The organism is Streptomyces sp. NPDC003042, assembly GCF_053591315.1.
The window spans coordinates 1-17,625 of the sequence record NZ_JBSFTP010000054.1; the positions used below are offsets into that span (position 1 = coordinate 1).

Consider the following 17,625-nt stretch of genomic DNA (forward strand, 5'->3'; position numbering starts at 1 on the left):
TTGGGGTAAATGGGGTGTGGGAAAAAAACTAGAGGGGCCCCACCTGTTGGGGGGCCCCCGCTTCTTCACTGTGGAGCTAAGGAGAATTGAACTCCTGACCTCCTGCATGCCATGCAGGCGCTCTACCAACTGAGCTATAGCCCCTCGCCCTGCCCGCCGCCTGGTTTCCCTTGTCCGGTTCCCCTTGGCGACGTCCCAAACATTACACGGTCATGGCCCTGGTCCAAAAATCGGTTTCCGCCGACCACGGGCCATGTCCGGTTTGCCTCTGTTGCTACCGTCTCGTCACGCTCGCGCGAACTGATAGAACCGCTTCAGCGTGCAGTGCTCGTCGAGCAACCGGCCGTAGATCGGCTCCCCCTCCAGCTCGCGGTACGTCTCGATCGGGTCGCCTTTTATGATCAGCGCCCGCGCACATTCCTCGCACCAGTACTGGTAGTCGAGGTTGACGGGGTCCATGTCCCGCACGATCGGCGTGCCGTTGTCGCACCAGTCGCACCGCCGCCGGTGTGCACCCATCCGTCAGCGACTCCCTCCCGCGTCAGGCCGTCGTGTCCCCCTCCGGCCGTCCGATTCTGCCATGCCGGTACCGGCCGGGTCAGCAAGCGCCAAAGGAACAAACGCAAGGATCCCGCCCCCTATTGGGGACGGGATCCTGATTGTGGAGCTAAGGAGAATTGAACTCCTGACCTCCTGCATGCCATGCAGGCGCTCTACCAACTGAGCTATAGCCCCGCTCTCCGCCGCGCTCCCCCCGTTTCCGGTGTTCCGCGCTGCGAACAAGAAGAACTCTAGCCTGCGACCAGCCGGAAAGTGAAATCCGGGTGCGAGCCCCCGTGAGGCGGGGCTCGTCGGGGCCGGTCGGGCTCAGTCGTCGTCGCCGAGCACCGGTTCCGGCAGCGTGCCGGCGTTGTGCTCCATCAGACGCCAGCCGCGCGCGCCCTCGCCGAGGACGGACCAGCAGCAGTTGGAGAGCCCGCCGAGACCCTCCCAGTTGTACGCGTCCAGACCCAGCAGGCGGCCTATCGTCGTACGGATGGTGCCGCCGTGGCTGACCACCACGAGCGTGCCGCCCGGCGGCAGCCCGTCGGCGTGGCGCAGGACCACCGGAGCGGCGCGGTCGGCGACCTCGGTCTCCAGTTCACCGCCGCCGCGTCGGACGGGCTCGCCGCGCTTCCACGCCGCGTACTGCTCGCCGTACTTCTCGAGGATCTCCTCGTGGGTGAGGCCCTGCCACTCGCCGGCGTACGTCTCGCGCAGCGCCTCGTCGTGCTCCACGGGCAGTCCGGTGACGGCGGCCAGCTCGGCGGCCGTGGCGGAGGCCCGCTGGAGGTCGGAGGCCACGATGACGTCCGGCTTCAGCGAGGCGAGGAGCCGGGCGGCGCGGCGCGCCTGCGCCACACCCGTCTCGGTCAGCGCGATGTCCGTGGAGCCCTGGAAGCGGCGCTCCAGGTTCCACGCGGTCTGGCCGTGCCGCCAGAGGACGATCTTCCTACTGGTCGTGCCCGTGCGGGTCGTGCTCAGAACAGATCACCGTCCAGTTCGTCGTCGCCCGCCGCCTCCCGCAGCTTGGCGTGCTCCTCGGCCTTGCCGATGGTGAGCTTGGCGTCCTCGGGGAGCTCGATCTCGGGGCAGTCCTTCCACAGGCGCTCCAGCGCGTAGAAGACCCGCTCCTCGCTGTGCTGGACGTGGACGACGATGTCGATGTAGTCGAGCAGGATCCAGCGGGCGTCGCGGTCGCCCTCGCGGCGGACCGGCTTGGCGCCCAGCTCCTTGAGCAGCCGCTCCTCGATCTCGTCGACGATCGACTTGACCTGGCGGTCGTTGGGCGCGGAGGCGAGCAGGAAGGCGTCGGTGATCGACAGCACATCGCTGACGTCGTACGCGATGATGTCGTGCGCGAGCCGGTCGGCCGCGGCCTGGGCGGCGGCGGTGATGAGCTCGATGGAGCGGTCCGTGGCGGTCACTGGCCATGCTTTCGGGTTGGCGGGCAGATCCTTACAAGGGTCTCATGTACCGCCGTCACCGCCCGCGCGGAACGTTCCGCGCGGGCGAAGGCCCTGTTCACAGCAGCCGCCGGAAGGCGTCAGGAGCCCTCAGGACGCCTTGTAGTCCCTGCCCAGGGTCACCACGACGTCCGCGTTCACCGCGTTCTCGGCCTTCTTCACGGCCGTCTCCGGCAGTCCCAACGTCTTGGCGACCTCGATCGCCCGGTCCCGCTGCGTGTCGTCCTGGTACGTGATCTGCGAGGTGGCGGCCGTTCTGTCGGCCTTGCCGCCGTCCACGAAGCCGTAGCCGCCGTTGAGCAGCGCCGCCTTCGCCGCGATCTGCGTCTTCTCGTCCCCCGTGGCGTCCCTGAGGCCGACCCGGGGTGCGACGCCGGGCAGCGCCGCCGTGAAGGAACCGCCGAGGATCTCCTTGACGATCTTCTTGTTGGCCTCGTCCGTGAGGCTGCCGTCCGCCTTCACCGCGAGGATCTCGGTGCGGTGCGCGCCGACCTTGGCGTGCTCGCCGATCCGCGACAGCAGCGCGCCGAGGTTCTTCGCGTCCAGGCCCGGGTCCAGGATCTGGCCCATGCTGTCCACGGTCGAGGCCGCCGCCTTCGGGTCGCCCGGGATCTTGCGCAGGACGGCGTGGAGCACCCGGCCCGTGCGCTCCAGCTGCTTGGTCTCCGGCTCGCCCTGGCCCCGGTGGGTGGCGTACGCGACGGCCATCGCGCCGTTGAGGCTCTGCTTGGGTCCCTGCCCCACGGCCGGGGTCCTGGCCTGGTCGTCGGCCGGTACCGCGGTGTCGGTGTCGGTCTCGATGCCGCCGAGGAGTTCGACGAGGCGCTCCAGGAAGGGCGTGTCCAGGCGCCAGGTGCCGCCGATGTGGGTACCGAGCACCGTGTCGAGGGAATCGCGGGTACCGATGCCGCCTTCCTCGACCGCCTTGCCGAGGGCCGCTCCGGTGCCGTCCGCCTTGGTGACGGCGAGGGTGTTCGGCAGCAGGACGGTGGCGCCCTGCTCGGTGGTGACGTTGTCCACGAGGAGGGCGGTGGTGGTGCCGCCCCGCTTGGTGTTGTGCAGATGGACGACGATCATGTCGCGCTTCTGGGCGCCGGAGGCGGCCGCGGCGTCCTTCTTCCGCTCCGGGCCGTCGAGGAAGGGCAGCTTGCCCGCGTACCAGAGGTAGCCCAGGCCGCCGACGACGAGCAGGGCCAGTACGACGATCAGCGCGACCACACGGTTGCGGCCGCGGCGGCGGGCCTCCTCGCGGCGCTCGGTGCGGCTCTCGGTGAAGGCGAGCCAGTCGATGACGTCCTCGGAGTCCTCGTCCGGCTGGTCGATGAACGCGAACTGCTCGGTGCGGTAGTCGGGAGCGGCCGGCCGGCGTGGTTCGGGGATCTGGGCCGTCTGCCGCGGTTCCGGCTGCGGTTGCGGTTGTGGTTCCGCTTCGGGGGCGGTCTGCTGCGGGATCCACTGCTGGGCCTGCTGGGTGCCGTACGCGTAGGCCGCGCCCTGGGTGTACTCCTGCTGCCCGTACTCCGGGACGGCCGGCTGCGGCGGGTAGTACTGCTGCTGCGGCTGGTACCCGTAGTCGTACTGCTGCTCGTACGGCTGCTCGTACTGCGGCGGGGCGGGCTGGGCGGGCTGGGCGGGCGCCTGGCCGTACACCGGCCTGCCGTACGGGTCATAGCCGATGAGCTGCTGCTCCTGGGCTGTGTGCGGATCGTACCGGCCGTACTGATCCTGTCGGTCGTTCACCGCGGGGCCCCTTCTCTTCCGGAAGCTCAGGCTCCCCGGTACAGCTCACGCTTGTCGATGTAGCGCACCACACCGTCCGGCACCAGATACCAGACAGGATCCCCCGCGGCCACCCGCTCGCGGCAGTCCGTGGAGGAAATCGCCAGCGCGGGCACCTCGACGAGGGAGACACCGCCCGCGGGCAGGCCGTCGTCGGTGAGCACATGGCCCGGCCGGGTCACTCCGATGAAGTGCGCGAGAGAGAAGAGCTCCTCGGCGTTCCGCCAGGTCAGGATCTGCGCGAGGGCATCGGCGCCGGTGATGAAGAACAGCTCGGAGTCCTCGTTGAGCGCGCTCAGATCCCGCAGGGTGTCGATGGTGTAGGTCGGCCCGCCGCGGTCGATGTCGATGCGGCTCACCGAGAACTGGGGGTTCGAGGCCGTCGCGATGACCGTCATGAGGTAGCGGTCCTCGGCGGGCGACACGGCCCGCTGGGACTTCTGCCACGGCTCGCCGGTCGGTACGAACACCACCTCGTCGAGGTGGAAAAGGGCGGCGACCTCACTGGCGGCCACCAGGTGTCCGTGGTGGATCGGGTCGAACGTCCCGCCCATCACGCCGAGCCGGCGCTTGACCGGGCCGGTAGGCACTTCCTGCTCTCCCATGAGGGCAGAGCCTACTGGCCCGGCGGCACGTCCACGGAGGGGCTTGGTGCCGGCGCTCAGCGGTCGCGGTTCAGGCGCGTGGTCACCCAGAGCATCAGCAGCAGGATGAACAGCGCAGCGCCACCGGTCAGGTACGGGTTCAGGCTGTCGTGGTTGCCGCCGTGCTTCTCGGCTCCCTCCGAAGCGAGAACGACCAGGTTGTGGGCGGTGGTGTGGAGGCTCATCAGGCAGATACCTATCGAGTCGGGGAGTGAGCGGAGACTTCGCTCACATCGTATGCGGGGGCCTGGGGCACGCTCACGCCGACTCAGGCGTTGGAGAGGATAGACGCAAGGCACCACAGGCCACTCAAGGGGGAGGCGCTATGACGGACACCGGATTCGAGAAGGCACCAGCGCGCAATCGCAGGAGGTTTCCGGGTATTTCCTCGCGGGCGTACGAACATCCCGCGGACCGTTCCGCACTGGTCGCGCTGCGCAAGCTGACCGGCTTCGACACGGTGTTCAAGGCCCTGAGCGGGCTGCTTCCGGAGCGCAGCCTGCGGCTGCTGTTCCTGTCGGACTCCGTGCGGGTGGGCGAGACCCAGTTCCAGCACCTGCACGAGATGCTGCGCGACGCCTGTTACATCCTGGACCTGGAGAAGGTCCCGCAGATGTACGTGCAGCAGGACCCGAAGCCGAATGCCATGTGCATCGGGCTCGACGAGCCGATCATCGTGGTGACGACGGGTCTGGTGGAGCTGCTCGACGAGGAGGAGATGCGGGCGGTGGTGGGCCACGAGGTGGGCCACGCGCTGTCCGGGCACTCCGTCTACCGCACGGTCCTGCTGTTCCTGACGAATCTGGCGCTGAAGGTGGCCTGGATCCCGCTGGGCAACGTGGCGATCATGGCGATCGTCACCGCGCTGCGGGAGTGGTTCCGCAAGTCGGAGCTGTCGGCGGACCGGGCCGGACTGCTGGTGGGGCAGGACGTGAACGCCTCGATGCGCGGGCTGATGAAGCTCGCCGGCGGCAACCACCTCCACGAGATGAACGTCGACGCCTTCCTGGCCCAGGCCGAGGAGTACGAGGAGAGCGGCGATCTGCGCGACTCCGTGCTGAAGATCCTCAACATCCTGCCGCGTACGCACCCCTTCGCCACGGTGCGGGCGGCCGAGCTGAAGAAGTGGTCCCAGAGCCGGGACCACCAGCGGATCATGGACGGCCACTACCCGAAGCGGGACGAGGACAAGGACACCTCGGTGAGCGACTCCTTCCGCGAGTCCGCCTCGCACTACGCGGATTCGGTGCGCACCAGCAAGGACCCGCTGATGAAGCTGGTGGGCGACATCGCCGGCGGCGCGGGGGACCTGGGCGGCAGGCTCCGCGACAAGTTCACCGGAGCCGGAGCCGGAGCCACGGGCAGCACGGGCACGGGCACGGACGGCGCCGAGGGGAAGGGCACCAAGGGCACTACGGCGCAGGACTGACGGGGGCGCCGCTCGGGGCCGGGGCCAGTACGCCGCACAGCCCGGCCGTGCGCCTCGGGTGGCCGCTGGCGTACGGGTCGCTCGCGGCCGGGCCCACCGTGGTGGGCCCGGCTCCGGCGAGCAGCGGGCGGAAGCCCGCCGAGGGCTCGCTCGCGCAGTCCTGCGGCCCGGCCATCACGTAGGCGGAGGCCAGCTCCGCCCGGCGGGCCATGAGGTCCTCGCCGTCGAAGCGCAGCCGCAGCTCGCGGCGGACGGTGAAGAGCGAGGCCGCGTCATCGGCGTTCGGCGGACCGGCTGCCGCACGGACGGCGTACACGAAGGTGTGGTCCGTGGTCACCTCCAGCAACCCCGGGGCCACCTCCTGGAAGGCGAGGGTGCCGCTGACCCGGACCCGGGAATCGGCCAGGACGGCGGTGCGGGAGTCGAAGCGGACCAGCCAGCCGGTGGCGGCGTGCCGGCCGTCGCCGGACGGCGAGGCCATGCTCTGGTCGAACTGCGCGAGCTGGCCCGGGTCGAGCAGGACCCGCACGGGCCGCGAGGCGGCGCCGGACAGCACGTCCGGGTCCAGGGAGGACTGCACCAGGTAGTCCTTGGCGATGGACAGCGCGGCGACGACCTGGCCCTCGGAGAAGTGGTCGGTGCGGTGTTCCGCCGGCAGGGTGATCCCGGCCGCGCCGACCCGGTACTCGGCCGCCGGGCTCTGCGCGTAGAGGTCGGCGGCCCGTCCGCCGGACACGACGGCGGTCGGCGCGAGGGGGACGACGGTGCTGCTGAGCGGCTCGGCGACGCCGCCGGACGGAGCGACGTACGGGTTGCGCACGCCCAGGTAGACGGCGAGCGCCAAGGCCGTGGCGATGAGCAGCACCACCAGCACGCCCTGCCGGGGGCCGCGCCCCGGGGAGTCGGCGCCGCGGCCGGAGGAGCCGGCGCCCGACCAGAGGGAGCGGCTGCGTACGGCACGGGCGTGCTCGCCCATGCGCTCCTGGGCGGAGAACTCCTGGATCCGGGCAGCGCGGACGAAGTCCTCGTCGAACACGACCGACCGGTACTCGTCCGCCCGCGATTCGTCGTCGCCACCGCCGATGCCGCCGGGGGTGCCGTTGGGTGGATCTCCTGGAACGCCCATCGCTTCTCCCGCTGTCCCCGCTTCAGAGAAGCCCCCAGCTCCAGCTCTGCGAGTGGGGTCGTTACCTTCAGGGTTGGCGGCCGACGGGGTACGTAAACGCGCCGACGCCGCCGACTTCCCTGAGCGGAGTACTGGCGGGCGCCGGTGCGGGCTCCGCGTCGCCGGACGCGCTGCGGTAGACGGCGCTGAAGGCGAGCGCGACCATGCCGAGCCCCATCACGACGGCGAGCACCCAGGCGACGGGGCGCAGCCAGGGGGACCGCCCGCGGTAGGGGCGCATGCGGCCGCCGTACGCCCCGTAGGGGCCTTCGGCGTACCCGTAGCCGTAGTGGCCGGGCTCCCAGCCGCCGTCGTCGAAGCCGTATCCGTCGGGTTGGCCGTAGCCGTGCCCGTCGTGGTCGTCGTCGCCCGTCCAGCCTCCGGCGACGCGGGCCGCCTCGGCTTCGGCGCGCGCCCGGTCGGCGGCTCGCTGGCGCTCCAGCGCGCTCGGTTCATGGATCTCGGCGTTCCGGACGAAGGCCTCGTCGAGCACCACGGAGGCGAAGTCCTGGTCCGCGCCTCCGCGGTCGTCGTCGGGCTCCCCGTCGTCCGGGAACGGCTTGCCCCCCACGTCGTCCGGCACGTGTCCAGCGTAGACCTGGGGGGCTGCTTTGGGCAGGGTGTGAGCCGAAATCCGGCCACACCGTGTCCATGCGGCGGTTACCGGATGTGACCGTCGCCCGTGACGATGTACTTGGTGGAGGTGAGTTCCGGAAGACCCATGGGGCCCCTGGCGTGCAGCTTCTGGGTGGAGATGCCGATCTCGGCACCGAATCCGAACTGGCCACCGTCCGTGAACCGGGTGGACGCGTTCACGGCGACGGTGGTCGAGTCCACCAGCTGGGTGAAGCGGCGGGCGGCGGCCTGCGAGGTGGTGACGATCGCCTCGGTGTGACCGGAGGTCCAGCGGCGGATGTGCGCGACGGCGTCGTCGAGGGAGTCCACGACGGCGGCGGCGATGTCGTAGGAGAGGTACTCGGCGGCCCAGTCCTCGTCGGTGGCGGGCAGGGCGGTGGCCTTCGTCCCCTCGGCGGCGGCCAGGACCTGCTCGTCGCCGTGGACGGTCACACCGGCGTCGGCGAGCGCGTCGAGGGCGCGCGGCAGGAAGGCGGCGGCGATGTCGCGGTGGACGAGGAGGGTCTCGGCGGCGTTGCAGACGGAGGGCCGCTGGGCCTTGGAGTTGATGAGGATGTCCACGGCCATGTCGAGGTCGGCTTGGGCGTCGACGTAGACGTGGCAGTTGCCGGTGCCGGTCTCGATGACCGGGACGATGGACTCCTCGACCACGGTCCTGATGAGGGAGGCCCCGCCGCGCGGGATGAGGACGTCGACGAGGCCGCGGGCGCGCATCAGCTCGCGGACGGAGTCGCGGGAGTCGCCCGGGACGAGCTGGATGGCGTCGGCGGGCAGGCCTGCGGACTCGATCGCGTCGCGCAGGGTGGCGACGAGAGCGGTGTTGGAGGCGTAGGCGGAGGAACTGCCGCGCAGCAGGACCGCGTTGCCGGACTTGAGGCAGAGGGCGGCGGCGTCGACGGTGACGTTGGGGCGGGCCTCGTAGATGATGCCGACGACGCCGAGCGGAACGCGGATCTGGCGCAGGTCGATCCCGTTGGGGAGGGTGGAGCCGCGGACGACCTCGCCGACGGGGTCGGGGAGCGCGGCGACGTCCCGTACGTCGGAGGCGATGGCGGCGACCCGCTCGGGCGTGAGGGTCAGGCGGTCGATGACCGTCTCGCTCGTGCCGGCCGCGCGGGCCTTGTCCGTGTCCACGGCGTTGGCGGCGACGATCTCGGCCGTACGGGCCTCCAGCGCGTCCGCGATGGCCAGCAGGGCCGTGTCCTTGGCGGACCGCGGGAGTGGGGCGATCGTGGCGGCGGCCGTACGGGCGGCTCGCGCCGAGGCGAGGACGGGGGAGGTGGCGGTGGCGTCGTCGAGCGAGGTCATGCCGCCCAGGGTAGTCCCCGGGCGTCGCCCCGCCGACGGGGTTCCACCCCGCGAGACGGCTGCCGCCGGGGCCTGACCGGGGACCGCTGCGCGGAGCCTCTCCCCGCCCCGCCCCTTCCCGAAACCGGGCGCTGCCCGGACCCGCGCCTCAAACGCCGGCGAGGCGCCCCCGACGCCGAGCGGTGCGAGGGCCGCGTCAATAAGGGTGCACGCCCACCGGGTGGGCCGGGGGTGGGCCGTAGCCTTCCGAGACGCGTTGGTGGTAGGTGGCGCGGTCGATGACCTCCAGGCCGACGATCTCCCACGGCGGCAGCTTCGCCGAGGAGCGGTGTTCGCCCCAGAGGCGCAGGGCGACGGCCGCCGCGTCGTGGAGGTCGCGGGCCTCCTCCCAGTAGCGGATCTCCGCGTGGTCGTCGGCATACCGGCTGGTCAGCAGGAAAGGGTGGTCGTGGGCGAGCTGTTCCAGCCCGCGCCGGACCTCGGACAGCGGCGCGGGCTTGCCGGAAACACTCAGGGTGATGTGCCACAGCCGGGAGGTGTCCCGCTCCTCGTGGCCGCCGTGCCCGTCCCGGTCCCCGCTCCCGCCTCCGGTGCCGACGCTGGTCAGCGCTCGTCTCACCAGCCGCCTCCTGTCTGCCCGCCTACGCCTGTGCGCCCCTCACAGTTGACCAGTCCCCGGGCCGCCGCGCGTCGGTTTTACCGAACCTCAGCCCTGGAGCAGCACCAGATCGTCACGGTGGACGACCTCCCGCTCGTACGCGGGTCCGAGCTCCCGCGCAAGCTCGCGGGTGGAGCGGCCGAGGAGCTGCGGGAGTTCCTTGGCGTCGAAGTTGACCAGTCCGCGGGCCACGGCGCGGCCGTCCGTGGAGCGCAGTTCCACCGGGTCGCCCGCGACGAAGTCCCCCTCGACGGCCGCGATTCCGGCGGCCAGCAGCGAGCTGCCGCGCTCGGTGACCGCGCGCACCGCGCCGTCGTCCAGGACCAGGTGTCCCTGCGGGGTCGACGCGTGCTGGAGCCAGAGCAGCCGGTCCGCGGAGCGGCGGCCGGTGGCGTGGAAGTGCGTACCGGTCCGGCGGCCGGCCAGCGCGTCGGCGGCCTGGCTGGCGGAGGTCAGGACGACGGGGATGCCCGCCGCCGCGGCGATCCGCGCCGCCTCGACCTTGGTGACCATGCCGCCGGTGCCGACGCCCGCCTTGCCCGCGCTGCCGATCGAGACGTGGGCGATGTCCTCGGGGCCGCGCACCTCGTCGATGCGGGTGGTGCCGGGCTGCGACGGGTCGCCGTCGTAGAGGCCGTCCACGTCCGAGAGGAGGACGAGGAGATCCGCGCGGACGAGGTGGGCGACGAGGGCGGCCAGGCGGTCGTTGTCGCCGAAGCGGATCTCGTCGGTGGCGACGGTGTCGTTCTCGTTGACGACGGGCAGCGCGCCCATGGCGAGCAGCTGGTCCAGGGTCCGGTAGGCGTTGCGGTAGTGCGCGCGCCGGCTGGTGTCGTCGGTGGTGAGCAGCACCTGGCCGACGCGGATGCCGTAGCGGGCGAAGGAGGCGGTGTACCGGGCGACGAGCAGGCCTTGGCCGACGCTGGCGGCGGCCTGCTGCCGGGCCAGGTCCTTGGGCCGGCGGCGCAGTCCGAGCGGGGAGAGCCCGGCCGCGATGGCTCCGGAGGAGACCAGGACGATCTCCTTCTCCCCGCCGCTGCGGGCCTTGGCCAATACGTCGACCAGCGCGTCCACCCGGTCGGCGTCGAGCCCGCCCTCCGCGGTGGTCAGGGAGGAGGAGCCGACCTTGACCACGATCCTGCGGGCGTCCACGACACCTTGCCTAGCCGTTGACACGTCTTTCCCCTTGCCCCTTGCCGGAATTGCTCCATGCCTGCCTACCTGCCTGCCACCTCAATCTACGGGGTGGCCCGGAGGGGCCGCTCAGGGGTTTCAGAGCGTGGGACTCACGCGGCCGGGGAGGTGGAGGCGGGCTCCGCTTCCGCGGCTCGCGCGCTCCCCGGGACCAGGATCCTGCGCGACAGCAGGAAGGTGAACGGGATCGCCACGACGGCCGCGACGAGCGGCGCGATCCGGGTGTCGAGTCCGGCCCAGGTCACCAGGGCGTAGAGGCCGGCCGACTGGATCACGTAGTTCGTGACGTTCGTCAGCGGGAAGAACAGGAATTTCTTCCAGGTCGGCCGGGTGCGGTAGGTGAAGTAGGTGTTCATGAAGAACGACCCGATCATCGACAGCACGAAGGCCAGGGTGTACGCGGCGAAGTAGGGCATCCACGGGTGCAGCAGCAGGTAGATGCCGAAGAAGGTGCCGGTGTTGACCCCGCCCACCAGGGCGAAGCGGAAGACCTGTCCGAGCTGGTCCCTGCGCGTCATCGGCGGCTGCGCTCCGCGGTCACGGGGCCGCGGGATGCGGGGGTGTCGGTGTTGTCGGTGGTCCGGGCCGCTCCGTGGGCCTCCTTGACCAGGAAGTGCGGGCGCCGCTTGGTCTCGTAGTAGATGCGGCCGATGTACTCGCCGATCAGACCCAGCATGATCATCTGAACGCCGCCGACTCCGGCGATCAGCGCGACCAGGGTGACGTAACCGGGCGAGTCGATGCCGTTGGTCATCGCCATGACGGCGATCCACAGGGCGTACAGGCCGGTCAGCCCGACCAGCGACACGCCGAGCCAGATGCCGATGCGCAGCGGCCGGTTGTTGAAGGAGATCAGCCCGTCCATGCCGTAGTTCAGCAGGGACCCCAGCTTCCACTTCGTCTCGCCGGCCTCGCGCTGGGCGTTCTGGTAGTCGAAGTGGACGGTGTCGAAGCCGATCCAGGAGAAGAGGCCCTTGGAGAAGCGGTTGTACTCGGGCAGCGCGAGCAGGGCGTCGACGGCGGGCCGCGACAGGAGCCGGAAGTCGCCGACGCCGTCGGCGAGCTCGACGTCCACCCAGCGGTTGACGCCCCGGTAGTAGACGCGGCTGAGTACCGAGCGGATCTTCTTGTCGCCCTCGCGCGTGCGCCGGGCGATGATCTGGTCGTGTCCCTGCCGGTAGTGGTCGAGCATGGTGGCGATCAGCTCCGGCGGGTGCTGGAGATCCGCGTCCATGATCACCACGGCGTCGCCGGTGGCCTCGCGCAGCCCGGCGAGCATGCCCGCCTCCTTGCCGAAGTTCCGGCTGAAGGAGACGTAACGGGTCCGGTCGCCGTACTCGGCGGCGATCTTGCGGAGCTTTCCGAGGGTGCCGTCACGGCTGCCGTCGTCGACGTAGCAGACCTCGTACTCGACCGGCAGGGCGTCCAGGACCCTTCGGATCTCCGCGTCGAAACTGTCGATCACGGCTTCTTCGTTGTAGCAGGGGACGACTACCGACAGCTTGGTCATGAGCACTTCCTGGGGGTCCGAACGGGTGATTGTCGGCGACCGGACCCGCCGCTCACCACTTCCTTAGAAGTATGCACGCCGGTGGTCGGCCTGCCTGAGTCGCGTGCGGCACACGGTAGCTTGGACGGGGCGGGGGTCCCCCCGGACGGAGTCCGGGGGCGGAATGGAACAAGGAATTCGAGGTGCACGTGCCTGACGTCTCCGTGGTCGTCATCGTCTACAACGACGCAGAGCGTCTGCCGACAGCCGTCCAGTCGGTTTTGGACCAGACCCTGCGCGGGGTCGAAGTCGTGATCGTGGACGACTGCAGCAAGGATGGGTCCTTCTCGGTCGCCAAGGAGCTCGAAGCGGCGCACCCCGGGAGAGTGCGCGCATTCCAATTGCCCGAGAACAGCGGCGGCTGTGGTGCGCCGCGCAACCACGGCATCAAGCAGGCCACCGGTACCTACGTCATGTTCCTGGACAGCGACGACGTGCTGGAGCGCAACGCCTGCCGCAACATGCTGGCCGCCGCCGAGCGGACCGGCTCCGACCTGGTCTCCGGCATGTGCGTACGCGTGCACCTCGACAACCGGTGGGGCAAGACCACCGAGTGGTACCCGTGGATCTACGCGCACACCCGCACGCTGGAGTCGATCACCGAGTACCCGGACCTGCTGGTCTACGACACCCTCTCCACGAACAAGTGCTACCGGCGCGCGTTCCTGCTGGAGCAGGGCCTGGAGTTCCCGGTGGGCATCCACTACGAGGACCTGCTGTTCTCCGCGCAGGCCTACGTCGCCGCCCGCCGCATCACGCTGATCCCGAACCACGTCTACTTCTGGAACGTGATCGAGAACGCCGCGGCGAAGTCGATCAGCAACCGGCGCCACGAGATCTCCAACTTCGTCCACCGGATGGAGATCCACCGCCGCGTCGACGAACTGCTGGCCGCCAAGGGCCACACCGAGATCAAGTCGGCGAAGGACGCCAAGTTCCTCAAGCACGACCTGGTCCTGCACCTGCGTGACCTGCCGCTCGTGAGTGACGCCTACCGCCAGGAGTTCGCCCGGCTCGCGAACGGCTACCTCGCCGGCATCGACCCGGCCGCGTACGAATGCGTCACCTACCTCCAGGCCATCTGCGCCTACCTGCTGGGCAAGGAGGACTGGGACAACCTCCTCCCGGCCGCCGACGCGATGACCAACAAGGGCCGGCTGTCCTCACCGCTCGCCGAGCGCGACGGGCGCGTCTACTGGTGCGCCGAGCATCTCGACGACGCCGAGGGCCGCCGGATACTGGATGTGACCGACCAGGCCTTCCACACGACACCGCTGCATTCGCTGACCCTGGGCAACCGCCTGACCTCGTACGAGGACGACGGGCGCGGCGTCATCACGCTGTCCGGCAGCGTCGTGAACCCCCTGGGCCGGATCGAGGACGGCACCAGCCTGAAGGCCTCGCTCGAATTCCGGGCCCGCCGCCAGATCGGAGTGCGTTCCTTCAGCTTCCCGGTGGCAACCCTGCGCCACACCGCTCACACGATCGAGTGGACCGTGACGGCCGACATCGGGAGCACCGTCCGCCCCCTCGGCATCATCGACGCCGTCTGGGACGTACGCCTGAAGTTGACGGCCGGCGCCGAACGGATCACCACCCGCGTCTCGGTCGGCGGAGTCGACCTGGAGTCGGCGGCCCGGCTGCACGTGCGCCCCCGGCTGACCCGGCTGGTCTCCGACCGCTTCGAGCCGGAGGTCACCAAGAAGGGCAACCTCTCCTACGTCCTGACCGCCGAGGGCCCCGCCGCCGTACGCACCCAGTCGCTGATCAACAGCGCGATGCACGGCAAGGCCGCCGGCGTGCTCAAGCGCAGCCTGCGCCGGGCGCTGAAGGCGCGCCGCGATCTCGGCTCGGGCGAACAGAAGGTGAAGGTCTACCACGAGGTCTTCTCGAAGCTGCCCGTCAAGAAGGGCACCGTCGTCTTCGAGAGCCACATGGGCAAGCAGTACAGCGACAGCCCCAAGGCCATCTACGAGGAGATGGTGCGCCAGGGCGTGCCCTTCGAGGCGTTCTGGTCGTACGCGGGCGGCAAGCCCACCGGCTTCCCCAAGGAGGCCACGCTCGTGCGGCGCTGGAGCTGGCCGTACCTGCGGGCGCTGGCCCAGGCCGAGTACTGGGTCGACAACCAGGGCTTCCCGCTGGCGCTCGCCAAGCGTGCGGGGACCACGTACATCCAGACCTGGCACGGTTCCGCGCTCAAGCGGATGGGCTTCCACGAGCCCCGCACCAAGGCGCAGGGCCGGGCCGGGCAGGACCGGTTCCAGGAGGCCGTCGACCGCTTCGACCACTTCCTGGTCCGCTCCGAGCACGACGTACGCACCCTCGCCAAGGGCTTCCGGCTGCGTGACGAGGTGCTGCTGCGCACGGGCTACCCGCGCAACGACGCCCTGGTCGAGGAGCAGCGCGCCGAGGCGCAGAGCGGTGAGCGGGTCCGCGGCCCGCTCGCGGCCGAGCTGGGCATCGACCCGCGCAAGAGGGTGCTGCTGTACGCGCCGACCTTCCGGGCCAACGCGGACGGCGCCGTCGAGGGCTTCGAGTTCCCCTTCGACATCGAGGAGTTCGCGGACCGGCTCGGCGACCGCTTCACGCTGCTGGTGCGCACGCACTACCTCAACAGCGTCTCGCTGCCGCCGTCGGTCGCGGGCCGCGTCATCGACGTGTCCCGGCACCACGACATCACGCCGCTGCTGGCGCTCGCCGACGGGCTGATCACCGACTACTCGTCCGTGATGTTCGACTACGCGGTGCTGGACCGGCCGATGCTGTTCTTCGCGTACGACTACGAGAAGTACGCCACCGACATCCGCGGCACGTACTTCGACCTGAAGGAGAAGGCACCGGGCCCGGTGGTGGCCACGGCGGACGAGCTGATGCAGGCCGTCGCCGCCTTCGACGAGGCCGACGCCAAGTACGCCGAGGCCCGCCAGCGTTTCCTCACCGAGTTCGGCGAGTACGACCGCGGGGACGCCGCCCGCCAGATCGTCGAGAAGTTCTTCACCAGGAGCGGCAAGTGAGCCAGGAGACCGCCACGTCCGGCGGCCGCGACATCTTCCTCGTCTCGAACAGCGTGGACGAGCTCGGCGGTGTGACCACCTGGTCGCACCAGATGGCCCGGCTGTTCACCGACCGCGGGCATCGCGTGCACATCGTCGGCATCGCGCCGGTCGCCGAGGAGATCCGGCAGAAGCTGCCCGACGACCTCCCCTACGACATGACGACGCTCTACGACACCCACCCGCCCAAGGCCCGCCGACTGCACGGCATCAAGGGCCGCCTCAACGCCCCCGAGCGGCGCCGCCAGTCGGCCCGGCGGGCGCAGATGCGGGCCAAGGCCGAGACGCTGAGCGCCCTGTTCCGCGCGGCCCGACCCGGCGGCGTCGTCATCGTCACCCAGGTCTGGGCGATGGAGTGGGTGGCCCTCGCCGACACCAAGGGGCTCTCGGTCATCGGCATGAGCCACGAGTCCTTCGAGGCCAGCCAGAAGTCCACCCGGGGCGAGCGGGTCCGCCGCTTCTACACCGAGGTCGACCGGATGCTGGTGCTGACCTCCGAGGACGCGGACCTGTGGATCCGGTCCGGCATGGAGAACGTCGCCGCCATGCCGAACCCGCTGCCCTTCATGCCCGACTCCCCCGCCCCGCGCACCGCGAAGGTGGTGGCCAGCGTCGGCCGCCTCGCCTTCGAGAAGGGCGTGGACCTGCTGCTCGACGCGTGGGCGGACTCCGCCCCGCGCCACCCCGAGTGGACCCTGCGCGTGTACGGCGCGGGCGTGGAGGAGCCGACCCTGCGGGCGCACTGCACCACGCTCGGGCTGGACGACTCCGTGGAGTGGATGGGCAGCACCGACGACGTGCTGGGCGCGCTGCGCGAAGCGTCGGTCTTCGCTCAGGCCTCCCGGGCCGAGGGCTTCCCGATCACCCTGCTGGAAGCGATGGCGGCGGGCCTTCCGGTGGCCGCCTTCGACTGCGCGCCGGGCGTACGGGAGATCGTCCGGCACGGGGAGGACGGGCTGCTGGCCCGCCTCGGCAACACGATGGAGCTGGCCGGGCACCTCGACGCGCTGATGTCGGACGGCGAGCTGCGCGACCGGCTCGGTGACACGGGCTTCCACCACGTGCGGCGCTACTCCAGCGCCGAGATCACCAACCGGTGGGAAGAGCTCTTCACCTTCCTGGAACGCTGAGACCTCTCGTAGCCCACGAAGCCGCCCGCCCCGGACCTGGTCCGGGGCGGGCGGTTTCGTAGCGGCGAAGCGGAGGCGTTTCAGGCCTTGCGGTTGGCGACCCAGCCCGCCCAGGCCGAGGTGATCATCTCGCGGACGTCGTGCCGCGCCTTCCAGCCCAGCTCCGCGGCGATCCGGTCGGCCGACGCCACGACCTTCGCCGGGTCACCGGCACGGCGCGGGGTGACCACCGGCGCGTACGTGTGCCCGGTGCCCTCGTTCAGCAGCTCGACCATCTCCCGCACGGAGACGCCCTCGCCGCGCCCGATGTTGACGGTGAGGTCCTTGTACTCCCCCGACGCACCCCACTCGGCCAGCCGGCGGGCGGCCACCACATGGGCCTCGGCGAGGTCCTCGACGTGGATGTAGTCGCGGATGCAGGTGCCGTCCGGGGTCGGGTAGTCGTCGCCGAAGATCCGGGCGCCCTGACCGGCGTCGTAGCGCTCGAAGACCATCGGGACGAGGTTGAAGACCCCGGTGTCCCCGAGCTCGGGGGTGGCCGCTCCGGCCACGTTGAAGTAGCGCAGGCAGGCGGTGGAGATCCCGTGCGCCTTCCCCGCGTCGCGGACCAGCCATTCGCCGGTCAGCTTGGTCTCGCCGTACGGGCTCAGCGGCCGGCACGGGGTCTCCTCGGTGACCAGGTCCACATCCGGCATCCCGTAGACGGAGGCGGAGGAGGAGAAGAGGAAATTGCGGATGCCCGCGGCGGCCACGGCCTGGAGCAGGACCGTGAGACCGTGCACGTTCTCGTGGTAGTAGTACAGCGGCTTCTCGACGGACTCGCCGACCTGCTTCTTGCCCGCCAGGTGCACCACGCCGGTGATGTGGTGCTGTGCGATCGTCTCGTCGAGCACCAGGCGGTCCAGGACCGAGCCGATCACCAGCGGGACGTCCTCCGGTACGCGGTCCTCCCGGCCCGTGGAGAGGTCGTCGAGGACGACGACCTTCTCTCCGGCGAGCCGCATCGCGCGGACGACGTGCGCGCCGATGTATCCGGCGCCACCGGTGATCAGAAAAGTCATGTGTAATCTCCCG

At 70.5% G+C, this 17,625-nt stretch carries 17 protein-coding genes and 2 tRNA genes; 3 read left to right on the forward strand and 16 right to left on the reverse strand.

What is annotated here, in order from left to right; all coding sequences use genetic code 11:
* Positions 1-71: 71 nt before the first annotated feature.
* The 8 genes from ACWDYJ_RS24240 to ACWDYJ_RS24275 form a co-directional block, all read right to left on the reverse strand.
* Positions 72-144 (reverse strand) — tRNA-Ala (locus tag ACWDYJ_RS24240).
* Between the two features lie 141 nt (positions 145-285).
* Complete coding sequence (locus ACWDYJ_RS24245; protein ID WP_399355663.1) at positions 286-519, reverse strand: hypothetical protein; 234 nt, start codon at positions 517-519, stop codon at positions 286-288.
* Between the two features lie 143 nt (positions 520-662).
* Positions 663-735 (reverse strand) — tRNA-Ala (locus ACWDYJ_RS24250).
* 132 nt (positions 736-867) lie between these two features.
* Positions 868-1,524: a histidine phosphatase family protein gene (locus ACWDYJ_RS24255; RefSeq protein ID WP_451567732.1), complete on the reverse strand. Its 657-nt coding sequence runs from the start codon at positions 1,522-1,524 to the stop codon at positions 868-870.
* Positions 1,521-1,967, reverse strand: coding sequence for a ribosome silencing factor (gene rsfS, locus ACWDYJ_RS24260; RefSeq protein WP_362396666.1), 447 nt, complete (start codon positions 1,965-1,967; stop codon positions 1,521-1,523). Before rsfS ends, ACWDYJ_RS24255 begins: the two co-directional genes overlap by 4 nt.
* Positions 1,968-2,096: 129 nt before the next feature.
* Positions 2,097-3,746 (reverse strand): LCP family protein, encoded by a 1,650-nt coding sequence (locus tag ACWDYJ_RS24265; protein WP_451567693.1) that lies wholly within the window; start codon positions 3,744-3,746, stop codon positions 2,097-2,099.
* 26 nt (positions 3,747-3,772) lie between these two features.
* Positions 3,773-4,390 (reverse strand): nicotinate-nucleotide adenylyltransferase, encoded by a 618-nt coding sequence (gene nadD, locus ACWDYJ_RS24270; RefSeq protein WP_451567694.1) that lies wholly within the window; start codon positions 4,388-4,390, stop codon positions 3,773-3,775.
* Positions 4,391-4,446: 56 nt separating this feature from the next.
* Positions 4,447-4,614 (reverse strand): hypothetical protein, encoded by a 168-nt coding sequence (locus tag ACWDYJ_RS24275; RefSeq protein ID WP_451567695.1) that lies wholly within the window; start codon positions 4,612-4,614, stop codon positions 4,447-4,449.
* Positions 4,615-4,754: 140 nt separating this feature from the next.
* Between ACWDYJ_RS24275 and ACWDYJ_RS24280 the strand changes: the two genes are divergently transcribed.
* On the forward strand, positions 4,755-5,858 hold the full coding sequence (locus ACWDYJ_RS24280) for a M48 family metallopeptidase (protein WP_451567696.1): 1,104 nt from the start codon (positions 4,755-4,757) through the stop codon (positions 5,856-5,858).
* Here the strand turns inward: ACWDYJ_RS24280 and ACWDYJ_RS24285 are convergent.
* The 7 genes from ACWDYJ_RS24285 to ACWDYJ_RS24315 all read right to left on the reverse strand — a co-directional run bounded on the left by ACWDYJ_RS24285 (position 5,842) and on the right by ACWDYJ_RS24315 (position 12,329).
* Positions 5,842-6,984: an SCO2583 family membrane protein gene (locus ACWDYJ_RS24285; RefSeq protein WP_451567697.1), complete on the reverse strand. Its 1,143-nt coding sequence runs from the start codon at positions 6,982-6,984 to the stop codon at positions 5,842-5,844. The two genes, ACWDYJ_RS24280 and ACWDYJ_RS24285, sit on opposite strands and share 17 nt — an antisense overlap.
* Before the next feature lie 67 nt (positions 6,985-7,051).
* Positions 7,052-7,606, reverse strand: a complete 555-nt coding sequence (locus tag ACWDYJ_RS24290) for an SCO2584 family spore wall biosynthesis protein (protein WP_451567698.1) — start codon at positions 7,604-7,606, stop codon at positions 7,052-7,054.
* A 77-nt stretch (positions 7,607-7,683) separates the two neighbouring features.
* Positions 7,684-8,967 carry a glutamate-5-semialdehyde dehydrogenase gene (locus tag ACWDYJ_RS24295; RefSeq protein ID WP_451567699.1) on the reverse strand — a complete coding sequence of 428 codons (1,284 nt, stop codon included), beginning with the start codon at positions 8,965-8,967 and terminating at the stop codon, positions 7,684-7,686.
* Between the two features lie 196 nt (positions 8,968-9,163).
* Positions 9,164-9,574: a hypothetical protein gene (locus tag ACWDYJ_RS24300; RefSeq protein ID WP_451567733.1), complete on the reverse strand. Its 411-nt coding sequence runs from the start codon at positions 9,572-9,574 to the stop codon at positions 9,164-9,166.
* A 99-nt stretch (positions 9,575-9,673) separates the two neighbouring features.
* Positions 9,674-10,801: a glutamate 5-kinase gene (proB, locus tag ACWDYJ_RS24305; RefSeq protein ID WP_451567700.1), complete on the reverse strand. Its 1,128-nt coding sequence runs from the start codon at positions 10,799-10,801 to the stop codon at positions 9,674-9,676.
* Between the two features lie 110 nt (positions 10,802-10,911).
* Positions 10,912-11,337 carry a GtrA family protein gene (locus ACWDYJ_RS24310; protein WP_451567701.1) on the reverse strand — a complete coding sequence of 142 codons (426 nt, stop codon included), beginning with the start codon at positions 11,335-11,337 and terminating at the stop codon, positions 10,912-10,914.
* Positions 11,334-12,329 (reverse strand): glycosyltransferase family 2 protein, encoded by a 996-nt coding sequence (locus tag ACWDYJ_RS24315; RefSeq protein WP_451567702.1) that lies wholly within the window; start codon positions 12,327-12,329, stop codon positions 11,334-11,336. Before ACWDYJ_RS24315 ends, ACWDYJ_RS24310 begins: the two co-directional genes overlap by 4 nt.
* 182 nt (positions 12,330-12,511) lie before the next feature.
* Here ACWDYJ_RS24315 and ACWDYJ_RS24320 point away from each other — a divergent pair, with 182 nt between their 5' ends.
* Both ACWDYJ_RS24320 and ACWDYJ_RS24325 read left to right on the forward strand, forming a co-directional pair.
* Positions 12,512-15,382 (forward strand): bifunctional glycosyltransferase/CDP-glycerol:glycerophosphate glycerophosphotransferase, encoded by a 2,871-nt coding sequence (locus tag ACWDYJ_RS24320; RefSeq protein WP_451567703.1) that lies wholly within the window; start codon positions 12,512-12,514, stop codon positions 15,380-15,382.
* Positions 15,379-16,551 carry a glycosyltransferase gene (locus ACWDYJ_RS24325; RefSeq protein ID WP_451567704.1) on the forward strand — a complete coding sequence of 391 codons (1,173 nt, stop codon included), beginning with the start codon at positions 15,379-15,381 and terminating at the stop codon, positions 16,549-16,551. Before ACWDYJ_RS24320 ends, ACWDYJ_RS24325 begins: the two co-directional genes overlap by 4 nt.
* 80 nt (positions 16,552-16,631) lie before the next feature.
* Here the strand turns inward: ACWDYJ_RS24325 and galE are convergent, their stop codons facing one another.
* Entirely contained in the window at positions 16,632-17,612 is a 981-nt protein-coding gene (gene galE / locus ACWDYJ_RS24330) for a UDP-glucose 4-epimerase GalE (protein ID WP_451567705.1), read from the reverse strand.
* Positions 17,613-17,625: the final 13 nt, after the last annotated feature.

Excerpts from the sequence above, each read along its gene's own strand:
- ACWDYJ_RS24245 (WP_399355663.1), bottom strand. The coding sequence starts at position 519 with ATGGGTGCACACCGGCGGCGGTGCGACTGGTGCGACAACGGCACGCCG.
- nadD (WP_451567694.1), bottom strand. The coding sequence starts at position 4,390 with ATGGGAGAGCAGGAAGTGCCTACCGGCCCGGTCAAGCGCCGGCTCGGC.
- ACWDYJ_RS24275 (WP_451567695.1), bottom strand. The coding sequence starts at position 4,614 with ATGAGCCTCCACACCACCGCCCACAACCTGGTCGTTCTCGCTTCGGAG.
- ACWDYJ_RS24280 (WP_451567696.1), top strand. The coding sequence starts at position 4,755 with ATGACGGACACCGGATTCGAGAAGGCACCAGCGCGCAATCGCAGGAGG.
- ACWDYJ_RS24285 (WP_451567697.1), bottom strand. The coding sequence starts at position 6,984 with ATGGGCGTTCCAGGAGATCCACCCAACGGCACCCCCGGCGGCATCGGC.
- ACWDYJ_RS24295 (WP_451567699.1), bottom strand. The coding sequence starts at position 8,967 with ATGACCTCGCTCGACGACGCCACCGCCACCTCCCCCGTCCTCGCCTCG.
- ACWDYJ_RS24310 (WP_451567701.1), bottom strand. The coding sequence starts at position 11,337 with ATGACGCGCAGGGACCAGCTCGGACAGGTCTTCCGCTTCGCCCTGGTG.
- ACWDYJ_RS24315 (WP_451567702.1), bottom strand. The coding sequence starts at position 12,329 with ATGACCAAGCTGTCGGTAGTCGTCCCCTGCTACAACGAAGAAGCCGTG.
- galE (WP_451567705.1), bottom strand. The coding sequence starts at position 17,612 with ATGACTTTTCTGATCACCGGTGGCGCCGGATACATCGGCGCGCACGTC.